Origin of the sequence: Microbulbifer variabilis, from assembly GCF_023716485.1 — a bacterium.
Taxonomy (GTDB): Bacteria; Pseudomonadota; Gammaproteobacteria; order Pseudomonadales; family Cellvibrionaceae; genus Microbulbifer; species Microbulbifer variabilis_B.
In genome coordinates this window covers 3,771,097-3,790,336 of sequence record NZ_CP092418.1, presented here as the reverse complement: position 1 = coordinate 3,790,336, position 19,240 = coordinate 3,771,097, and the positions used below count along the sequence as shown (strand labels likewise).

17 protein-coding genes are annotated in these 19,240 nt (G+C 51.6%); 14 read left to right on the top strand and 3 right to left on the bottom strand.

Annotation, left to right across the window (positions count from 1 at the left end):
• Positions 1-56 precede the first annotated feature (56 nt).
• The 13 genes from MJO52_RS16840 (at position 57) to MJO52_RS16775 (ending at position 14,311) form a co-directional block, all read left to right on the top strand.
• A complete protein-coding gene (locus tag MJO52_RS16840) occupies positions 57-1,340 on the top strand; it encodes a glutamate-5-semialdehyde dehydrogenase (protein WP_286036976.1) in 1,284 nt (427 codons plus the stop codon).
• Positions 1,318-2,061: a nicotinate-nucleotide adenylyltransferase gene (nadD, locus tag MJO52_RS16835; protein ID WP_353505441.1), complete on the top strand. Its 744-nt coding sequence runs from the start codon at positions 1,318-1,320 to the stop codon at positions 2,059-2,061. The genes MJO52_RS16840 and nadD overlap by 23 nt, the downstream gene beginning before the upstream one ends.
• Positions 2,061-2,438 (top strand): ribosome silencing factor, encoded by a 378-nt coding sequence (gene rsfS / locus MJO52_RS16830; protein WP_252083125.1) that lies wholly within the window; start codon positions 2,061-2,063, stop codon positions 2,436-2,438. The genes nadD and rsfS overlap by 1 nt, the downstream gene beginning before the upstream one ends.
• A 4-nt stretch (positions 2,439-2,442) precedes the next feature.
• Positions 2,443-2,919, top strand: a complete 477-nt coding sequence (rlmH, locus tag MJO52_RS16825; RefSeq protein WP_252083124.1) for a 23S rRNA (pseudouridine(1915)-N(3))-methyltransferase RlmH — start codon at positions 2,443-2,445, stop codon at positions 2,917-2,919.
• 122 nt (positions 2,920-3,041) lie between these two features.
• Positions 3,042-4,934: a penicillin-binding protein 2 gene (gene mrdA / locus MJO52_RS16820; protein ID WP_252083123.1), complete on the top strand. Its 1,893-nt coding sequence runs from the start codon at positions 3,042-3,044 to the stop codon at positions 4,932-4,934.
• Entirely contained in the window at positions 4,927-6,072 is a 1,146-nt protein-coding gene (rodA, locus tag MJO52_RS16815) for a rod shape-determining protein RodA (protein WP_252083122.1), read from the top strand. Before mrdA ends, rodA begins: the two co-directional genes overlap by 8 nt.
• 43 nt (positions 6,073-6,115) lie before the next feature.
• Positions 6,116-7,126, top strand: a complete 1,011-nt coding sequence (gene mltB, locus MJO52_RS16810) for a lytic murein transglycosylase B (RefSeq protein ID WP_252083121.1) — start codon at positions 6,116-6,118, stop codon at positions 7,124-7,126.
• A 148-nt stretch (positions 7,127-7,274) separates the two neighbouring features.
• On the top strand, positions 7,275-8,141 hold the full coding sequence (locus MJO52_RS21330) for a septal ring lytic transglycosylase RlpA family protein (RefSeq protein WP_286036975.1): 867 nt from the start codon (positions 7,275-7,277) through the stop codon (positions 8,139-8,141).
• A gap of 364 nt (positions 8,142-8,505) precedes the next feature.
• The gene (locus tag MJO52_RS16795; RefSeq protein ID WP_252083120.1) at positions 8,506-9,651 is read left to right on the top strand and encodes a D-alanyl-D-alanine carboxypeptidase family protein; all 1,146 of its coding nucleotides are present in this window, start codon (positions 8,506-8,508) and stop codon (positions 9,649-9,651) included.
• Between the two features lie 176 nt (positions 9,652-9,827).
• Positions 9,828-10,109 (top strand): HP0495 family protein, encoded by a 282-nt coding sequence (locus tag MJO52_RS16790; protein ID WP_252083119.1) that lies wholly within the window; start codon positions 9,828-9,830, stop codon positions 10,107-10,109.
• The gene (lipB, locus tag MJO52_RS16785; protein WP_252083118.1) at positions 10,109-10,810 is read left to right on the top strand and encodes a lipoyl(octanoyl) transferase LipB; all 702 of its coding nucleotides are present in this window, start codon (positions 10,109-10,111) and stop codon (positions 10,808-10,810) included. Before MJO52_RS16790 ends, lipB begins: the two co-directional genes overlap by 1 nt.
• The gene (lipA, locus tag MJO52_RS16780; RefSeq protein ID WP_252083117.1) at positions 10,803-11,786 is read left to right on the top strand and encodes a lipoyl synthase; all 984 of its coding nucleotides are present in this window, start codon (positions 10,803-10,805) and stop codon (positions 11,784-11,786) included. The genes lipB and lipA overlap by 8 nt, the downstream gene beginning before the upstream one ends.
• An 815-nt stretch (positions 11,787-12,601) precedes the next feature.
• Positions 12,602-14,311: an AMP-binding protein gene (locus MJO52_RS16775; protein WP_252083116.1), complete on the top strand. Its 1,710-nt coding sequence runs from the start codon at positions 12,602-12,604 to the stop codon at positions 14,309-14,311.
• Between the two features lie 88 nt (positions 14,312-14,399).
• On the opposite strand, the gene MJO52_RS16770 is transcribed toward MJO52_RS16775, so the two are convergent.
• Entirely contained in the window at positions 14,400-14,690 is a 291-nt protein-coding gene (locus MJO52_RS16770) for a DUF1540 domain-containing protein (RefSeq protein ID WP_252083115.1), read from the bottom strand.
• A gap of 611 nt (positions 14,691-15,301) precedes the next feature.
• Between MJO52_RS16770 and MJO52_RS16765 the strand changes: the two genes are divergently transcribed.
• The gene (locus tag MJO52_RS16765; protein WP_252083114.1) at positions 15,302-15,820 is read left to right on the top strand and encodes a hypothetical protein; all 519 of its coding nucleotides are present in this window, start codon (positions 15,302-15,304) and stop codon (positions 15,818-15,820) included.
• Between the two features lie 126 nt (positions 15,821-15,946).
• Here MJO52_RS16765 and MJO52_RS16760 read toward each other — a convergent pair whose 3' ends face one another.
• Both MJO52_RS16760 and MJO52_RS16755 read right to left on the bottom strand, forming a co-directional pair.
• On the bottom strand, positions 15,947-16,468 hold the full coding sequence (locus MJO52_RS16760; protein WP_252083113.1) for a GNAT family N-acetyltransferase: 522 nt from the start codon (positions 16,466-16,468) through the stop codon (positions 15,947-15,949).
• 133 nt (positions 16,469-16,601) lie between these two features.
• Positions 16,602-18,974, bottom strand: a complete 2,373-nt coding sequence (locus MJO52_RS16755) for an autotransporter outer membrane beta-barrel domain-containing protein (protein WP_252083112.1) — start codon at positions 18,972-18,974, stop codon at positions 16,602-16,604.
• Positions 18,975-19,240: the final 266 nt, after the last annotated feature.

Below are 19,240 nucleotides of genomic sequence, written 5' to 3'. Positions count from 1 at the left end.
ACCCCCGGCTGCTGGGTTATACTGCGCGGCCGACCGGATTTCGCACGGAGAGCCAAGTGACCACGACAGCCAGCACTGATCAGCAATCTACCCGCGACAAACTCGAACAGATGGGGCGAGCCGCTAGAGAAGCTTCTCGCACAATGGCGCGCGCAGATACTGAGGTCAAGAACCGTGCCCTTGCAGCAATTGCTGCCGAGTTGGAAGCCAATCGGATCGAACTGGCCAAGGCCAATGCGGCTGATATGCAGGCCGGACGCGAGCGCGGTCTGGATGCGGCACTGCTCGACCGATTGGAACTCAATGATGAGCGCATCGACGGTATGATCGAAGGGCTGATACAGGTGGCCGACCTACCGGACCCGGTGGGGGAAATTGAGGATTTGTGCTATCGCCCCAGCGGAATTCAGGTGGGCAAGATGCGTGTGCCCCTGGGAGTAGTGGGCATTATTTACGAGTCTCGCCCCAATGTGACTATCGATGCGGCCAGTCTCTGCCTGAAATCCGGTAATGCGACTATTTTACGTGGCGGTAGTGAGGCGTTGCAGTCCAACCGGGCTATCGCCGCCTGCATCAGTGCAGGGCTGCGCGAGGCCGGCTTGCCGCAAACGGCAGTACAGGTAGTGGATACTAGCGACCGCGCTGCAGTGGGCGCCCTGATCACCATGCCCGATTATGTGGATGTCATAGTGCCACGTGGTGGCACCGGCTTGATCGAAAGAGTCAGTCGCGAGGCCAGTGTGCCGGTGATCAAACACCTGCACGGCGTTTGTCACGTCTATATCGATGACCTGGCTGACGAGCAGAAGGCCTTTGAGATCGCCTTGAATGCCAAGACCCACCGCTATGGCGTTTGTAACGCTATGGAAACGCTGTTGGTGGCCGAGGCAATTGCCGGGAAGATTCTGCCGCGCTTGGCTGAGGCCTATACGCTGAAAGGCGTAGAATTGCGCGGGTGTGAACGCAGCAGAGAGATATGGCCACAGATTAATGTGGCCAGTGACAGCGACTGGAGTGAGGAGTACCTTGCGCCCATTCTCGCTATCCGCGTCGTGGCGGATATGGATGGCGCAATGGATCATATTGCCCGCTATGGCTCAGGCCACACCGAGGCCATTGTGACTCAGGATTACAGTCGCAGTCGTCGCTTTCTTGCCGAGGTGGATGCCAGCTCGGTGATTATTAATGCCTCCACGCGCTTTGCCGACGGGTTTGAATACGGCCTGGGGGCGGAAATCGGTATCAGTACTGATAAAATCCACGCCCGTGGACCGGTGGGGCTCGAAGGGCTCACCTCGCAAAAGTGGATTGTGCTCGGTGACGGGCATATCCGCCGATAGTTTTTCGGGCCCGGCAGCCAGTAAAGAGGTAATTTTGGCAACTAAGCGGCAGACCATCGCCTTATTCGGCGGCACTTTCGACCCGGTGCACTTCGGCCATTTGCGCATGGCGCTAGAGCTGCGCCAGGCTCTGGGTTTCGATGAAATGCGTCTGCTACCCAGCCATCAGCCTCGCCACCGTCAGAGTCCGGGAGTTTCTTCACGCCAGCGCAGTGAAATGTTGGCACTGGCATTGGCTGGTTGTGATGAATTGCAGCTGGATGAGCGGGAACTGCAGCGCGGTGGTGACACTTATACGGTAGATACCCTCGAAGCGCTGCGTGAGGAATTGGGGCCACAAGTGTCCATCAGTTTCTGTATGGGTACTGACTCCTTGTTGACCTTGCATCGCTGGCATCGTTGGCAACGCCTGTTGGAGCTGGCTCACCTGGTCGTTGTGACCAGACCCGGCTGGCACTTGCCGGAAGCGAGCGCAGCCACTGGCAATGCCGAGCTAGCGAAATTTCTGCAGCAGCATCGCGGCACCCTGGCCGATTTACATGAATATGCCTCAGGTCGCCTGGTCTTGCGCGAGCAAACCCTGCTGCCAATTTCCGCTACACAGATTCGCCAGTTGCTGGCCAGCGGTCAGTCTCCGCGTTTCTTACTGCCAGCAACGGTGTTGCAATATATTGAAGACCATCAACTCTACACAGAATCGGTTGCCACTGGTGACCCGTAATGAATCAAGGTGTTATGACAAATATTAAAGATATCGCGCTAAATGCTCTGGAAGATCTGAAAGGCAAAGACATTGTCGCTCTGGATGTTTCCGAATTTTCTGATGTGATGGATAACCTGGTGATCTGCACCGGTACCTCCAGCCGCCAGGTAAAATCGCTGGCAGAAAATGTGGTGGACGAACTCAAGAAAGAGGGTGTGCGCCCGATTGGTGTTGAGGGCAAAGAGCAGGGCGAGTGGGTACTGGTGGATTATGGGGATCTGGTAGTGCATGTAATGCTCGCGGATGTGCGCAATTTCTACGACTTGGAAAAACTCTGGTCTATGACTCCAAATACCCGCGACGAGGCGGATGGTAGCGATCCCCATCAGGGTTGATTAAGTGAAGGTTCGCATCCTCGCCGCCGGAGGCAAAATGCCGGCATGGGTCCAGGAGGGTTATGCCGAATACGCCAAGCGTCTGCCCCGTGAAATTGCTCTGGAAATGGTGGAGATTCCCCTGGGGCAGCGGGGCCAGAAAAGCTCTGCGGCACTGATTGATAAAGCGCGCAAGAAAGAGGGCGAGGCGATGCTCGCTGCTCTCGGCCCGCGCGATCATGTGGTGGCGCTGGATGTTAAGGGCAAGCCTTGGAGTACAGAGCAATTATCCGACCAGCTGCGCGATTGGCAGCTGCTGGGGGAAAATGTCAGCCTGTTGATTGGCGGCCCAGACGGGCTTTCGCAGGACTGCCTGAGCAGGGCGCGTCAGCGCTGGTCTCTGTCACCTTTGACCCTGCCGCACCCTCTGGTTCGTGTGGTTTTGGCCGAGCAAATTTATCGCGCCTGGACCCTGCTTGCCGGCCACCCTTATCACAAATAAGACATTTGCGACCAAGTGCGGAGAGATTTGCCAACTGGAATTCTCTCTCCGTGCGTTCGCTGTGGTAATGTAGTCCGAATTAGTTTTTTCCCGCGCCAGTCATAATCGTTTAAAAAACGCCAATGCCCCACGATCATCACCTCAAGGACCCCCACACGGAGCAGCGACTGTTTCGCAACCGCATGTTGGTGGCCATTGTTGGTGTCATCGCGTTGCTAGGGGTTTTGATTGCGCGTTTTTATAATTTGCAGGTGGTTGATTACGATGACTACCGCACCCAATCCGATGATAACCGTATTCAGGTACGCCCCGTCGCTCCAACTCGCGGGCTGATTTACGATCGCAACGGTATATTACTCGCGGATAACCGCGCCAGTTATAACCTTTCTATTGTGCGTGAACGGGTGAAAGACCTGGACGCAACCCTCGAACTGGTCGGCCATCTGGTCCGTCTGGGTGACGGCGATGTGGCCAAATTTCGCAAACGCTTGCGTCGCCGCCGTCCATTTGAACCGGTGCCTCTGAGGTTTCGTCTGAGTGAGGAGGAAATCGCACGGATCAGCGTGAACCAGTTTCGCATGCCCGGAGTTTCTGTGGAGGCCGAGTTGGTGCGCTACTACGCCCTGGGAGACCTGTTTGCCCACAGTGTTGGTTACGTGGGGCGTATCAGTGATCGCGACCTGAGTAATTTCACTAAAGAGGACGTGCGCCTCTATCGCGGCACCCGCAGTATCGGCAAGGTGGGACTGGAGCGCTCCTATGAGAAAACCCTGCTCGGCGAAGTAGGTTATGAAAATGTGGAGATCAATGCACGCGGGCGAGTATTGAGGGTGTTGGAGCGCCAGGACCCCAAGCCCGGTGCTGACCTTACCCTGCATCTTGATGCGCACCTGCAACAGGTGGCCTCCGATGCCCTGGGCGATCGCCGCGGTGCAGTTGTCGCCATCGATGTGAACACCGGTGGGGTGCTGGCCTTCGTCAGCAAGCCCTCCTTCGACCCCAACCTGTTTGTAACCGGAATCAGCTTTGCTGATTATCGCGCCCTGAGTGATTCCCTCGATGTGCCGCTGTTTAACCGTGCGGTACAGGGCCAATACCCGCCTGGTTCGACCCTGAAGCCGCTGATGGGGTTAGGCGGGCTCGAGGCTGGACTGATCACCCGTGAAACCAAAATTAAGGATCCGGGATTCTATAAGCTGCCAAATGATCCACGTCTATACCGCGACCATGTGCGCTGGGGCCATGGAGAAAAGGTGGATCTGATTCAGGCTATGGCGCAGAGCTGCGACGTCTATTTCTGGGATATGGCTCACCGCTGGGATATTGATGGCATGCACGATATGGCCGCTCACTTCGGCCTGGGTTCCAAGACCGGTATCGATCTGCCGATGGAACGCTCCGGCCTCTTCCCCTCGCGGGATTGGAAGCGCGGTGCGCGGGGTATGCCCTGGTTCCCTGGCGATAGTCTGAACGCCGTGCTGGGGCAGGGGTTTGTCCTGGCGACGCCACTGCAGCTGGCGGTGATGACCGCTACCATTGCCAATCGCGGTACCCACTATCGCCCGCAAATGGTGAAAACCATCAACGGGGTCGAACAGCCGGCGGAAATTCTGCATAACCTGGAGGCGCACCCTGATAATTGGGACCTGGTGTTCGAGGGCATGGAGGCGGTGGTCAATCGCAGCTATGGCACGGGCAAACGCGCGGGTAAAGACCTGAACTTTCGTGTCGCTGGAAAATCCGGCACCGCCCAGGTGGTGGGTATAGCCCAGGGTGCCCGTTACGACTCAGAGGCTCTTCAGGAGCGCCACCGCGATCACGCCCTGTTTGTCGCCTTTGCTCCTGTGGATAAACCGCGTATTGCTGTAGCGGTCTTGGTCGAGAATGGTGAAGCCGGTGGCGGCGTGGCGGCGCCTGTGGCGCGGGAATTATTTGCCGAGTGGGTGCCACGACCAGACACCCAAGAGAATACGGCACAGAAAACCAGATTGAGCAAAGGGGTGGATAATGGCTAGCCGCGATTTTTCTCACCGGCTGTCCGATGCTCACGGCAGTCTCCGAAAGCCGGTGAGTCTGGCGAGGCGCCTACACATTGATGTGCCACTGCTGGTGCTTTTATTGGTGCTTGCCTCTGTGGGGCTGGGGGTGCTCTACAGTGCTTCTGGCGGCGATATGAACTACGTGCGGCGCCAGTCTATATTTATGTGCCTGGCGTTCACCGGCATGTTTATTGTCGCGCAGATTCCGTTGGATTTTTATCGGCGCTGGTCTCCCTGGGCCTATCTGGGCGGCTGCGCTCTGCTGGTGGGGGTGTTGCTCTTTGGCACCGGTGCCAAGGGCGCCCAACGTTGGCTGGAGATTGCCGGCTTCCGCTTTCAGCCTTCGGAGGTGATGAAGTTGGGAGTGCCGATGATGGTGGCGGCTTTCCTGCACCAGCGCGCCCAGCCCCCGTCCCTTGTGACTGTCATTGGGGCTCTGGCCATCGTGGCGGTTCCAGCCGCTTTAATTGTGCGCCAGCCAGATTTAGGGACCTCTATCCTGATCGCCGCTTCCGGCCTGTTCGCGCTGTATTTGGCCGGGTTGAGCTGGAAGATGATCGGAGCGGCGGCTATGGGCTTGGTGGTTTCCGCTTGGCCAATCTGGCAGTGGGGGCTCAGGGACTACCAGCGCCAGCGTATCCTGACACTTCTGAATCCTCACGATGATCGCTTTGGTGCTGGCTGGAACATTTTCAACTCTAAAGCCGCTATAGGTTCCGGGGGAGTGTATGGCAAAGGCTATTTGCAGGGCACCCAATCGCAGCTGGACTTTCTGCCGGAGAGCCATACCGACTTTATTATCGCGGTGTTGGCTGAGGAATGGGGGATGCGCGGTGTCCTATTACTGCTTTTACTCTATGTGCTGGTGATCGCCCGCGGCATCTATATTAGCTTTATGGCGCAACATCTATTTGGGCGCCTGCTGGCGGGGAGTATTACCCTCACTTTTTTTGTCTATGTGTTTGTAAACATTGGTATGGTTACGGGATTGTTGCCAGTGGTGGGGGTACCCTTGCCAATAATCAGTTACGGTGGAACCTCACTGATTACCTTAATGGCGGGATTCGGTATTCTCATGGCCGTAGGGACCGAGCGGCGCAGGGTACATTTTTGATGAACCAGCGGCGCAAATCAAAAACTGGATGTAGAGACGCGAGATGAAGACAGGAGCGGTGGTTTTGAAGTGGACCTCGGGACTATTGGTTGGTATGGGGCTAGCGCTTGCAGCTTGTGCGCAGGAGCCCGGCCACGGCGATAATGCCGACGCGCAAAAGTTTGTGGAATATATGGTGCAAGAACATCAATTTGACCGCAACGAAATGCAGGAACTGATGCGCAATGCCAAGCGCAAGGACTCTATCCTCAAGGCGATCAAGCGCCCCGCAGAAAAAGCCAAGCCCTGGTATCAATATAAAAAGCTATTTTTAACTCCGCAAAGCATTGCCGGCGGTGTGGATTTTTGGGATAAGAATGCTGAGGCCCTGGCGGAAGCTGAGAAAAAGTATGGTGTCCCAGCTGAGGTTATTGTCGCGATCATCGGGGTTGAAACCCGCTACGGTGGCAATATGGGAGGCTACCGGGTACTGGATGCACTCTCCACCCTGGCCTTCAATTACCCGCGCCGCTCTGAGTTCTTTACCAAGGAGTTGGAAAACTACCTGCTTTTAACCCGTGATCAAGGTATGGATCCTCTCGCGCTGAAGGGCTCCTATGCCGGTGCCATGGGTTACGGCCAGTTTATGCCTTCAAGCTACCGCGCCTATGCGGTGGATTTCAGTGAAGATGGCAAGGTGGACATCTGGACCAATACAACCGATGCGATCGGCAGTGTGGCTAACTATCTGGCCAGACACGGCTGGAAGCCCGGAGAGCCAACGACTGTATTAGCCAACCCGCGCCCCAATGCAGATATGACCATCGTCAACGATACCCTACAGCCCGAGTGGACAGTGGGTGAGCTGGCGGAAAAAGGTTTTAATGCTACCAGCCAAGTGGCACCCGAAATGCCCGCGATTGTTTTCTCTCTGCAGACTGAGCAGGGCAAGCAGTACTGGTTAGGCCTGAATAACTTCTCCACTATTACGACTTACAACCGCAGCCGCCTCTACGCCATGGCAGTGAATGAACTTGCCCAGGAGATTGTTAAAGCGCGCGGCGGAAAGAGCTGAGTTGGAGATAAATAATTCCTGAGAATAATTGCCAAAGCCGGGAACTAATGGTGATGGTGGTAATCAATAATTTTCTGTTTTACTGAGCAGTTATAGATAACAGCGGCTTGGAGACGGCAGCCTGGGGTTGCCGCGCGCCGGGGGGATTATGTTTCAGCGCAATATACGGCGAGTGTTCCTACTCGCCGCTTTGTTTTTGGTCGCTTGTGGCGGCCCGCAAATTAAGCCGAATAAGCAGGGCGAGCAGGACTTCGATAGCCTTAAGGATAGCGGCCCAGCCAAACCGGTAAATATGCTCGCTACGCCGGAGCCCACACCCATGCGGGAACCAATCGGACCGGCGGGCAATAAAAGCCCTTATAAAGTCAAAGGTGTAACCTATCACGTACGCCCTGCGGTTAAGGGCTACAAAGAGCAGGGTAAGGCCTCCTGGTATGGCACCAAATTTCATGGGCGACGCACTGCCAATGGCGAAATTTATAATATGTATGCCATGTCCGCCGCGCACAAAACCCTACCGCTACCCAGTTATGCCAAGGTAACTAACCTGGATAATGGGCGCAGTATTATTGTGCGCATTAACGACCGCGGCCCCTTTGTTCACGGCAGAATTATCGACCTGAGTTATACAGCAGCGCAAAAGTTGGACTATGTGAATCAGGGTGTTGCCCGTGTTGAGGTAGAAGCGCTGGACCCAAATACCCTGCCACCGGTTACGGAAACCCTATTGGCTGGCGATGTAACTGGCGGCCTGCCCCAGGATGCCAGTATCCGCCTGCCGGAAAATACCTTCCTGCAAGTGGGAGCCTATAGCAGCCCAGCCCAGGCCGAGAAAATTCGGGCTCGCTTGGCTGCAGCAATTGACTATCCTGTTTCTGTCAGTCCGGTTGAGCGCAGTGGCAAGCAATTTTATCGGGTGCGCATAGGCCCAATCTCCCAACAGCGGGCCCTGGCCAATGCACGGGAAACTGTGCAGAAGAACCAGCTGGGAGAGCCCCAGGTTGTGTATGAATAAAAAACCCATCGGTAAAAGTGCGGTCCGAACGGTGAATATTCCAGTTTGTGGAGAAAGGTCACGGTTACCGGAGAGCCGTAAATTCCTGACGATATTCTTTTCTCGAACTCGCTGAAAAACCCGTCATCAGCTGTGCCGGCAGCACAGGAGGGATAGCAAGTCGTCAGTGATCACCAATGGAATTGACGGTCATAGGAACGACCGTTCACAAAATACTGCGCAATGGCGCGAATTTTCTTGTATTTTGTCTTTATTACTGGCTCACGGCATAAGGTGATAAGCCTTCGCTGTGAATTAATCGCTTAAAATAAGTAATAGGTTAACAGCCAGCCAACGAACACGAGGATTAACGAGACTCTCACCTATGATCACACGGATTATCGCCTGCTCTTTTCTGTTGCTTTGTGCGGGCCTAGCCCAGGCGCAATCACTTATTCCAGCGCCGCCCCAGCTGGCGGCTACCTCCTACTTGCTTGTGGATGCCAATACCGGTCAGGTATTGGTGGAACACGAGGCTGATAAGGAGGTTCCTCCTGCCAGCCTTACAAAAATGATGACGGCCTACATTGTCTCGGAAGAGATGATCAAAGGCAGCATTAAAGAAGATGATAAGGTACGTATCTCTGAGAAAGCCTGGCGCAAGGGCGGCTCTAAGATGTTCGTTAAGGTTGGCGACCAGGTACCGATTATGGACCTGATGCGCGGCGTTATTATCCAGTCTGGTAATGACGCCAGTATTGCCCTGGCTGAGCATGTTTCAGGCAGTGAGGAGGTATTTGCTGAAGTGATGAATCAGCAAGCCGAACTGCTGGGGATGGAGAACACCAATTTTGTCAATGCTACCGGCTGGCCGGCTGAGGGGCATGTGACCACCGCCCGGGATTTGGGGGTTCTCGCACGAGCTTTGATTGCCAACCACCCGGAACACTACGACATCTACTCCGAGAAGTATTTCAGTTATTCCGGTATCAACCAGCCCAACCGAAATCGCCTATTGTGGCGCGATTCCGCAGTAGACGGCATTAAAACAGGCCATACCGAAGAGGCTGGCTACTGTTTGGTGGCTTCTGCCATGAAGCGCGGTATGCGCCTGATAGCCATCGTGGTAGGCACCGATAGCGATGAAAAACGCGCTTCAGAGACCCAGAAGCTACTGGCTTATGGTTTCCGCTACTACCAGACCCATAAAGTATATGGGCAGGGCGAAGTACTGCAGACCGAGCGTGTCTGGGGTGGTAAAGAACCCAGTGTTGGCATAGCAGTTGAGAAGGATATTTTTGTAACTATCCCACGCGGTGGCGAAGAGGGTATTAAGGCCGACCTGATTGTGGATGGAGAGCTGGAAGCTCCCGTCGAGAAGGGTCAGTCTGTTGGTAAAGTTGTTGTGACTCTCGATGGTGAAACTGTCGCGGATGTTAAAGCGGTCGCCGCAGAAGAGGTAGACCGAGCCGGTTTCTTCAAGCGCATGTGGGATTCTATCAAGCGCTTTGTTATGGGCTTCTTCAATTAAATTTGCTCAGTTTTGACCAGCCAGGGGTGGCAATTTTGCCTCCCTGGCCGGCTCGCCCGGTTCCCTGACTAGTTCCTCTGTCATTCCCTGTCCACTGCCCTGCGCTCACTGTATAATCGCCGCCCGGCTGCACCTAAGCTTTTCTTAATGTCCAAAGGCCGGTCCCGGAGAGTGGTATGAGTCAAGATCCCAATCAGAAACCCCCGAAGATTGAATTCCCTTGCGAAGACTATATGGTCAAAGTGGTACGCGATGCCAATGAGGACGCGCATCAGTTCGTTCTGGAAGTTATGCGTCGCCATGCCCCCGGTTTGGATGAGGAGCGCGTTACTCTGCGGGATAGTAGCAGTGGGAAGTTTACCTCGATGACCTTTTTTATCCTCGCTACAGGTGAGGACCAGCTCAAGGCCCTCTTTGAGGAGTTGAAAGTACATCCTGCGGTTCATATGGTGCTTTGATGACCATTGTCCGCAACCTAGCCCGGCGGGACTACGAGATCGTCTGGCGTGCCATGTCCCGATATACCGATCTTCGTGATGAAAGTAGCGCTGATGAAATTTGGTGTGTGGAGCATCAACCGGTATTTACCCAGGGGCAGGCCGGCAGGGCAGAGCATCTGTTGAATACCGGTGATATCCCAGTGGTGCAGGTGGACCGTGGTGGCCAGGTGACCTATCACGGCCCCGGCCAGCTTGTGGTTTATCCATTGCTAGATCTACGTCGCGCCCAAATCGGCGTGCGCGATCTGGTGACGGCCTTGGAGAAAGCTACGGTAGCAATGCTGGCAACATTGGGTATAGCGGCTGCGCCCCGTGCTGATGCACCAGGGGTCTATCTCACGGAAGGGCCTCGCAGTGGCAATAAAATTGCTTCCATAGGCCTGCGTGTGCGCCGCGGCTGCAGCTTCCACGGTATTGCCATCAATATCGATATGGATCTGGCCCCTTTCCTCCGAATTAACCCCTGTGGATATGCCGGCATGCAAATGGTGCAGATGGCCGAGTTATTGCCACAGGTACCCTCCTGGGAACAGGTGGCGGAAATTTTTGTGCGCGAATTACTGCGTACCTTGGAGCTGCCCTCGGCCAAGTGGCAGCCACTAGAAGAACATGTATTGGCGCAACTGAGCGCGGAACAGCAGGAATTGAGTAATGGCTGATAAACCCGATCTGGTGCCGGTAAAGCGCACCCGCCGCCTTCAACAGGGGGAGAAACTGCGTGATGGTGACAAAGTAGAGCGTATCCCAGTCAAGGTTATTGCCAGTGATACTGTGCTGCGCAAACCCGACTGGATCCGGGTGAAAGTGCCAGCCTCAAAAGAAGTGGATCGAATTAAGAGTATCTTGCGCTCGCAAAAACTCTCCACCGTATGTGAAGAAGCCAGCTGTCCGAACCTGGGTGAATGTTTTAGTGGCGGTACTGCCACTTTCATGATCATGGGGGAAATCTGTACCCGCCGCTGCCCCTTCTGCGATGTTGGCCACGGTAAGCCCAACCCTCTGGACCCGGAAGAGCCCAAGAATCTGGCGGAGGCCATTGCCGCCATGAGTCTGCGTTACGTGGTTATTACCTCGGTGGATAGGGATGACCTGCGCGATGGGGGGGCTCAGCATTTTGCCGAGTGTATCCGCGAAGCTCGCGAGCTCTCCCCGAACCTGCAAGTGGAAATCCTCACCCCCGACTTCCGCGGGCGCATGGATATTGCACTGGATATCCTTGAAAAGCAGGCACCGGATGTATTCAACCATAACCTGGAAACCGTACCGCGCCTTTATCGTGAGTCCCGCCCAGGTGCCAATTACAAGTGGTCCCTAAAGCTGCTGCAAGAGTACAAAAAGCGTCGCCCGGATGTACTAACCAAGTCAGGTTTGATGGTGGGCCTGGGTGAGGAAAAGGAAGAAATTTTCCAGGTAATGGACGATATGCGCGAGTATGATATCGATATGCTCACAATCGGTCAGTACCTGCAGCCGAGTAAAGAGCACCTGCCCGTGCAGCGCTATGTACATCCGGATGAGTTTGAGGAATATCGTCGTTATGCAGAACAAATCGGCTTTAAGCATGCCGCTTGTGGTCCGCTGGTGCGTTCTTCATACCATGCAGATAAGCAGGCTCATGGTGAGACAGTAAGCTAAAAATAAGGAAATAAAAGAGGGGAGAGTTGGATGAGCTTTCCTCTTTTTTAAGATACTTTAATTGTAACTTTTATCTTCCTCATCCTTTATCCTCTCAACTCTATTGCGCATAAAGTTCTTCGCAGCAGTGAGTTATTTAAAATAACTTTTAATTTAGTAAATATTTTTCACTGGTTGAGTGTTTCTAGCGAAGCTTTAGTCAGAGTCAGCGATGGTCTGCTAATTCGATTATAATTCCAGTTTTTATCTTTTAAAAAACGATACTGTTTAGCTCTTGTCATTTATGTGAACACACATTTGCTTTGACGGTTTAGGCTGGAAAGTAATTAGATTTTTTAAAGTGTGAAAGTATAAGAATATAAGTATTCACAATTATGACTACCGTGATTATAGTTGGTACTAGCTAGTCATCTCTTGCGCCGTAAGCTTTTCTAAGTTTTTTCATTAACTCAAGCTTTTGCCTTTCCACAAAAAGTGCACCAGATACTATCTTATTGCAACCTCATTGCAACGGACTGGGTAGTCTACACTCTTGCTGAAGTGGTACATCCTTTCCTAGTGCTTAGGAATTGCACTAAGCGAGCATATTCAGTAACTTTAAGTTAAATAATAACGATAAGCTGACGTTGACCTATATATTTGTGACTGCACCTCTTAGAAAGCTGCTAGTCAGAGTGCACTAAAATGGTGATTTAGGTGCGCGGTCAATTGAATTGGCGATCTGGAATTTAAGTCGCTGCTAGTACCCAAATGCAGGGTCTAACAGTGCTATCCAATATCAAACCATAATAAACACAATAATGAGAGAGAAAGCGATGACTCCAGAAGAGCGATACGAAAAAGTGAAGGGCCTGCAGCCATTGGAGCTTCTCTACAAGAGAGAGGCGGAAGAACCGGAAACGGTATTTCTTCGTCAGATGCAGCGCCGCGAGTGGCAGGACTACACTTGGCGTGAGGTAATGGATCGGGCCAGACGTATCGCGGGCTACCTGCGCAGCCGATTCGAACCAGGCGATCGAATTGCAATTCACGGTAAAAACTGTGCTGACTGGATCATTGTTGATGTAGGTATCATGCTTGCTGGTATGGTTAGCGTGCCTCTGTATCCTGGGCAATCCGCATCCTCTATGTCTTATGTTTTGCAGCACTCCGAGTCGAAATTGCTTTTTTGTGGAGCTACAGATAACAATGCCGCTCTTCAGGAAGTGGCGGACACTCTACCTTCGGTAGCGATTCAGCGCTGTGAAATACACTGCGATGAAGAGTTGGGAGCTGTTATCGCCTCTAATGAACGCTATGAGGAAAGTCCCGTTTTTAATGAGGATGACCTCTTCACCATTATGTATACCTCTGGCACTACCGGTAATCCCAAAGGCGTGATGCATACATGGTCGTCGGTAGTCTTTGTAGTACCCAATATGATTCGTGGTTATGGCTTTAATGAGAGCGACCGCGTGCTTTCCTATCTGCCTTTGGCCCATGCCGCAGAGCGAATCTTGGTGGAATTCCACTGTCTCTATTCAGGTACGCCGGTACATTTTCCGGAGTCCCTGGATACTTTCCTCGAAGACTTACAGCGCACCAAGCCAACTATGTTCTTCTCGGTTCCCAGATTGTGGACCAAGTTTAAGGAGGGAATTGACGAGAAGATTCCGCCTGCGTTGCAAAATGTACTGCTCAGAATTCCGGGCCTGAATAGTTGGTTAAAAAATAAGGTACGTGCCGGGCTTGGACTGGATCAGGCACGAATGCTGGTAAGCGGTGCCTCACCAATTTCCATCGAGCTATTGCGCTGGTATGAGCGTATGGGGATGCAGATAGCTGATGGCTATGGGATGACGGAAAACTTTATCTATGGCTGTTTTGTGATGCCGGGTGAGGACCCAGTGCCTGGTACGGTGGGTAAACCTTACCACGGTTGCGAGGTGAAAATTTCTGATGAGGGTGAAATCCTTTTCAAAAGCGGCTCTCTGATGAAAGGGTATTACTTAGAGCCAGAGAAAACTGCAGAAGCCATTCGGGATGGTTATTACCATACCGGGGATTCTGGTTTTATCGATGAGAGGGGCTTACTGCATATTACAGGCAGGATCTCTGAAACTTTTAAAACGAGTAAAGGAAAATTTATTCAGCCTAGCTTACTGGAGGGACACTTCGGTAATGAGACCCTTTTGGCACAACTTTGTGTGTTGGGGCATGGTATGGATCAACCTGTGATGTTGGCGACCATATCGGAATCTGCGGAAAAGCTTCCTCGTACTGAGGTCAATGAACAGTTGCGACGTATACTGGAATCAGTTAATGAGCGTTTACCGTACCATGAACGTATCCGGGCAATTTTTATCTGTAAGGAGGAGTGGACTCCGTTAAATGAATTTCTGACTCCCACTCTAAAAATTAAACGCAAAGTGCTGGAATCCCATTATCAACCACTCTTTAAGCAGCATGCGACTACTCAAGGGGTAGTTTGGGAGCCCCGGGATATCAAAGAGAAGTCTCAACGGGATTTACAAGCTGTAGATTAAGATCGTGTAATGCCTTAAAAGAAAAAGCCCGATAGCGGATAGCTTTCGGGCTTTATTATTGGGGAGGAACTTGCCAGCTGATCCAGGCTCAGTGGGTATAGCTTAGGCAATTTGTTGAGTTGCCATTGCGCCCAACCTCTATACGGTCCGCTGAACATTCGAAGTCATCGTTAAATTTACAGTCTTCCATTTTACAGGCGCCAACACCCGCGGTGCGGGAACTGCGGGTGTGCCTGGAATTAGTGAAGAAAGTGTCGCAATCTGGGTCCGCGCCTTCACCTATAGTTATCGCCCTGGCGTGGCAGGCATCATTAGCATTATAGGCACACTGAGTTGCGGCACATTTGCTCACTTCAGGCATATCTGTCGCGATTATCATGGCTTTCTTCTCCTAGATTAATAAGTTGGAGACTAGCTTAGCGCCGTGGCATGTCAATAAAGAAACCATGATTTTTGTAAGGTATTAAAGCTTTATCATATTTGTCTTGAATTGATAGTGTAATTACTCAATGGAAATGATTTAAATAGATGATTATGATTCAAAAGTAGTTTTTTATATTCATTTTCGGAATTTCACGATTCTTGGCCGTGTCGGCTATCTCTTCAGATGCAATGTTTCTACAAAAAATACTATTTAATATTTTGGCCTGAATGCCAGCCCTAGATATTGACTAATCGAAAAGCTCAAAAGTAAAAATTTATTTTTTTAATTGTATTTTGATTGGATTTGTAGGAGCGATATCTGGTAAAGATTGGACTTGTCTCTGGTGATAAGCTATCAATCAACGCAGTTCATAACTTGGTTTGGAGTTCTGATATAAAGAGAAGGGACTTCTGGGTTCAAATGAAGAATAGCAATCTTGAAGTTTTACTGCTGTAGTCAATCAGTGTCATTACGTGTGATTACTGTCAGCATAAAATCTCTTGATTGGTATTCTTCTCATGCCTACTATCCGCCCCCTGTTCATGGTCTTTAGATTGAGGGGATAAATGAAAAAAATAGCTGTGCTGGTATTATCTGTCATATTTCTAGCCTCCTGTGGAGAAAACTCAACACCAGAGGATTTGGCAGAGGATCTTGTAGATGCGCTAACCTCCCAGGATCAGGAAGGCTACAACGATTTATTTATGACAGCGGAAGATCATGAAGGTTTGATTGAGTTGGCTCTAAATGCTGATATTCGTGAATCCAGTAAAAAAGGTTTTATGAAGCGAACCAATGAGTTGGTAGAGAAGATGCAGGGTGCAGATTATATACGTACCCAGAAAAGTAGAATTCAAACCGCTTACAAGAAAATCCTGTTGAAAAGTAAAAATCATTCCTTTGATTGGGATGAGGCTGATCTGGAGTCTATTGACTACTCTATCGAAACTAAGTTTGGCGTTGAGCGGGCAAAACTTGTTATTACGATGGAGTACATGGATATGAAATATAAAATCAATGCCCCCAGAATAATAAAAAGCCAAGATGGTTGGAAGTTGGACCTGATGCCAAGCTGGAGAGGCTAAGTTTAGGTCGCTGAGCCGGTGGTTGAAACTGTCGGCTCAGAAGAGACACTCTATCCAGTCATTTTTCATGAGTTGGTCATTATTGGTGGCAGTATTTTTGGACACCAAATGACTTCTGTTATTCTGTTAAGCTTCCCATGCCATCAGGAGAAGCTCTTCTGTTTCCCCTGGTAAAACAATCTTTTTCTCTACTTGAAGCCCAATTTTATTCAGCAGCTTTATTGAGGATGTGTTTTCGGGTAGCGTGATCGCGACAATTCGCTCTAGGTTTAATTGGTGTTGAGCATATTCCAGCACGGCTTGTGCTGCCTCTAACGCGTAGCCTCTGCCTCTATATTTTGCTAAGAAAGCGAAGCCAATATCTACATCATCGAGACAATCCCGCTTGATTAAGCCGCATATACCAATGCCGATACCATTGCCAAGTTCAACTTTATAGAGACCAAAGCTGTACTTGCGGTACATGGCTATTGGCCCTTTTTTAATGTAATCACTAGCCTGCTCAAGAGTGCGCACTCCGCGATCGCCAATATATCTCACGAAGTCCTCATCATTGAGTAGGTTGAGCATCAGTTTCGAGTCACTTTCACAGAGCTCACTGATCACTAAATTAGGTGTTGTGATTTGAAACATACTGGCTTTTTTCACAATGAGGGTTGGCTTTGTATTGTGTCGGTACGCTGTTTATATAGCGAGAAGGAGGATTGGGAGGAACTTAATATGGTGAAGAGGGAAGAGAATCGCGCCCCTGAGGGGCGCGAGTGTTAGCTCTATCGCTGGATTAGAAGCGGTAGGTAACATTGACCGATGCTTGCTCAGCCGCTGGGCGTGAGGTCACATTGGCACTTAAAGCGAGGGAGTCAGCCGCTTGCCAGCGAATACCAGCAATCAGGCCCATACCATCGTCGAAGAGGCCTTGGTCCACGCTGGAATAGCTGGGCATAGCGTTCATGTTACCAGCCATAGACTTAACACCTACCTCAAGGGTATCTGTGTCAGTACCGTTGGTATCTTCATACCAAACCTGCGCGTAGGCATTGATGGTGTTCCAGCTCTTATTGGCAAAAGCACCGAAGCGCAAGGTGTTGTAGTCACGCTCTTGGTCACCGTAATTCATGCCCAGGGGGTCGTACTCATTACCCATGGAGTCGGTGTAAGTAAAGCCCTCAATGGACTTTTCGGTATAGCCGTCAACTTCCATGGTCGCTCGGGTTACGCCGATAAAGGGGCCTAACTGGAAGCTTGATTCGCTGAACAGATTGGCACCAACCGTCAGGCTCAGAGTGGTATTTTCACCGGAGGTATCGCCTTCCAGTTCGGAAGCAAAATTATTGCCGAGGGTCAGGGCGCGGTTTGCCTGGTCGAAGTCTACATCGGTCAGGGTCATGCTACCTTCAACGAAGAATACATCGTGATGGAAGCGGCCAAACAAGCTGTAGTTGGTAGAGGTGGACTCGATATCGGAGCGGGCGTTATCCACATCGATATTGGAGCGGCTCACCGCGAAGCCCAGTTCCAGGTTGTCACGCAGGGCGTAGGTCATACCGATCAGGTTGGCATTACTATCGCCGCTCATATCGGCGGCAAAGCCGTTGTCGTAATCGATATCACCGAAAATGCCACCAGCAAATACTGCGGTTTGGGCCTGGCTATAGCGTACACCAGCCAGGTTTTCATCCAGGCTGTTAATGTGTGTGCGAGCAGCCTGAGCGCCGATGTCAGGCAGCTGACCGGCGACCTGAGCGGCATTTACAATAGCGGTGTAGTAGTCGGCGAGAACCTGCTGACCAACTTGGGTGGGGTGAACGGTATCGTTGAAGATCAGTTTGGATGCATCGGCAGTGTCCTGGCTAATGCCGTATACAGGGTGCTCAATGCAATCACCGCCGCTGCCGTCAAAGCAATATTGGCCCTGGTCGAATTCTGTAGACAGGCCCAGTTGGCCGGCATTATTCAGGGCCACCTTGAGCAGGCCGGCTTGGTCGACCATTAGAACGCCGTCGATATCTTTGGCTTGAGCCAACAGGTTGGCATTAAAGCCTTCGGACGCCTTACTTGCATCAAGTAAAGCTTTATCAATAGCAGCCGTCAGTTGAGCATTAGCCTCATCTTGGGTAACCAGGCCTGCTGCTACTGCCGCCTTAAGCTGAGCTGCGCTCTCACTGGAGTCTACAGCGTCTTTAACGGCCTTATAAACAGCTGGAGTCTTGCTGATATCCGGCACGTTGGATACCAGAATATAGTTAGCCCCTGCGTTGGATAAGGCGCCGGCAGCGCTCGCGAGCATCACGGATGCCAGACCTGCATTTGCAGTGGCTTCCTCAATGCTCATTTCACCTTTGGCGACACTTTCAAAGCCGCTCAGTAAGTCATTGCCGCCGCCATTTACCCAGTAAAGGGCGTTGGCGTCGGCAGTTCCAAGAGTGGTCTCCAGGTAACCTCTACCCAAAGGGTGTGGGTTGCCAGAAGTACCTAATTGTTCTAGAGCTTGATCAGCCTCGCCTTTGGCTGCTAATGCTTGTTGCTGATACCCGGCTGCAGCGACTAAATCACCTTGCGCTTTCGCAGCTTCTGCCATAGCGGCATATGTCCCAGCTTCGGTTAACTTCTGTTTTAGCAAGCCGGCCAATTGTTGGTCTGGGTAGGCTGGTTTTCCTTCCGCATCTACAGCTGGCATAAAAGCGCTAAGAAGATTATGTCGATTGACGTCAGCGTCTAAACCATTAGCTTGAAGGAAAGCCATGTAGTTCTCGGCACCGATAATATTCATCAGTACGTCAGCAGCTTTGTGGCCACCAACAGCCCATACAGACCCTGCTTCGTTGACTCCGTTAAAAACCTGCCGCGAAACATCTGCTTCAAGCTTGGCGGGGTCAGTCATCAATGCAGGGTCAATACTGGGTAGGCAGAGAGAAGATTGCATACCAGCACAAGATGCTGTTAAAGAGCCCAGGCCAAGATTCTGGGACATGACATTGATAGCGATATCATTTGCATCGCCACCATTAGTGAATACATCGTAGTTGCCTACGTCGGTGAGGCTGTCACCAAAAGCAATAACCTGGCTGAAGGCCGATTCTTCTGCAATTGCAGAAACGCTGGTAAGGGATGCAAGTGCAATAGCCGCCGCAAGGCTGCGCTTGGCGTTAGGCATGGTTTTCTCCTAGTCGCGGTAATGGCACACCCGCGGAGACATCGGGAGGAGTCCAGAGGAAACAACTGGGCGTGCATCTTTATTGTTTTTTGTTCCTGTACCTCAAGGAAGCTTGGCAATACTAGCGGATTTGACCCAGACAATAAAATAAGTCACGGGTTAAGTGGCTGGCTGCTTGGTCATCCCAAAATTGGGGGCCTTGAGGCACGCACAAAGTGGCGCAATAGTACTGAATGATTCTTTTTAGGTAAATGCGCTATGGCTTT

Coding starts and splice junctions, on each gene's coding strand:
- rsfS (WP_252083125.1), top strand. CDS start 2,061: ATGAATCAAGGTGTTATGACAAATATTAAAGATATCGCGCTAAATGCT.
- mrdA (WP_252083123.1), top strand. CDS start 3,042: ATGCCCCACGATCATCACCTCAAGGACCCCCACACGGAGCAGCGACTG.
- rodA (WP_252083122.1), top strand. CDS start 4,927: ATGGCTAGCCGCGATTTTTCTCACCGGCTGTCCGATGCTCACGGCAGT.
- mltB (WP_252083121.1), top strand. CDS start 6,116: ATGAAGACAGGAGCGGTGGTTTTGAAGTGGACCTCGGGACTATTGGTT.
- MJO52_RS21330 (WP_286036975.1), top strand. CDS start 7,275: ATGTTTCAGCGCAATATACGGCGAGTGTTCCTACTCGCCGCTTTGTTT.
- MJO52_RS16795 (WP_252083120.1), top strand. CDS start 8,506: ATGATCACACGGATTATCGCCTGCTCTTTTCTGTTGCTTTGTGCGGGC.
- MJO52_RS16790 (WP_252083119.1), top strand. CDS start 9,828: ATGAGTCAAGATCCCAATCAGAAACCCCCGAAGATTGAATTCCCTTGC.
- lipB (WP_252083118.1), top strand. CDS start 10,109: ATGACCATTGTCCGCAACCTAGCCCGGCGGGACTACGAGATCGTCTGG.
- lipA (WP_252083117.1), top strand. CDS start 10,803: ATGGCTGATAAACCCGATCTGGTGCCGGTAAAGCGCACCCGCCGCCTT.
- MJO52_RS16775 (WP_252083116.1), top strand. CDS start 12,602: ATGACTCCAGAAGAGCGATACGAAAAAGTGAAGGGCCTGCAGCCATTG.
- MJO52_RS16770 (WP_252083115.1), bottom strand. CDS start 14,690: ATGATAATCGCGACAGATATGCCTGAAGTGAGCAAATGTGCCGCAACT.
- MJO52_RS16765 (WP_252083114.1), top strand. CDS start 15,302: ATGAAAAAAATAGCTGTGCTGGTATTATCTGTCATATTTCTAGCCTCC.
- MJO52_RS16755 (WP_252083112.1), bottom strand. CDS start 18,974: ATGCCTAACGCCAAGCGCAGCCTTGCGGCGGCTATTGCACTTGCATCC.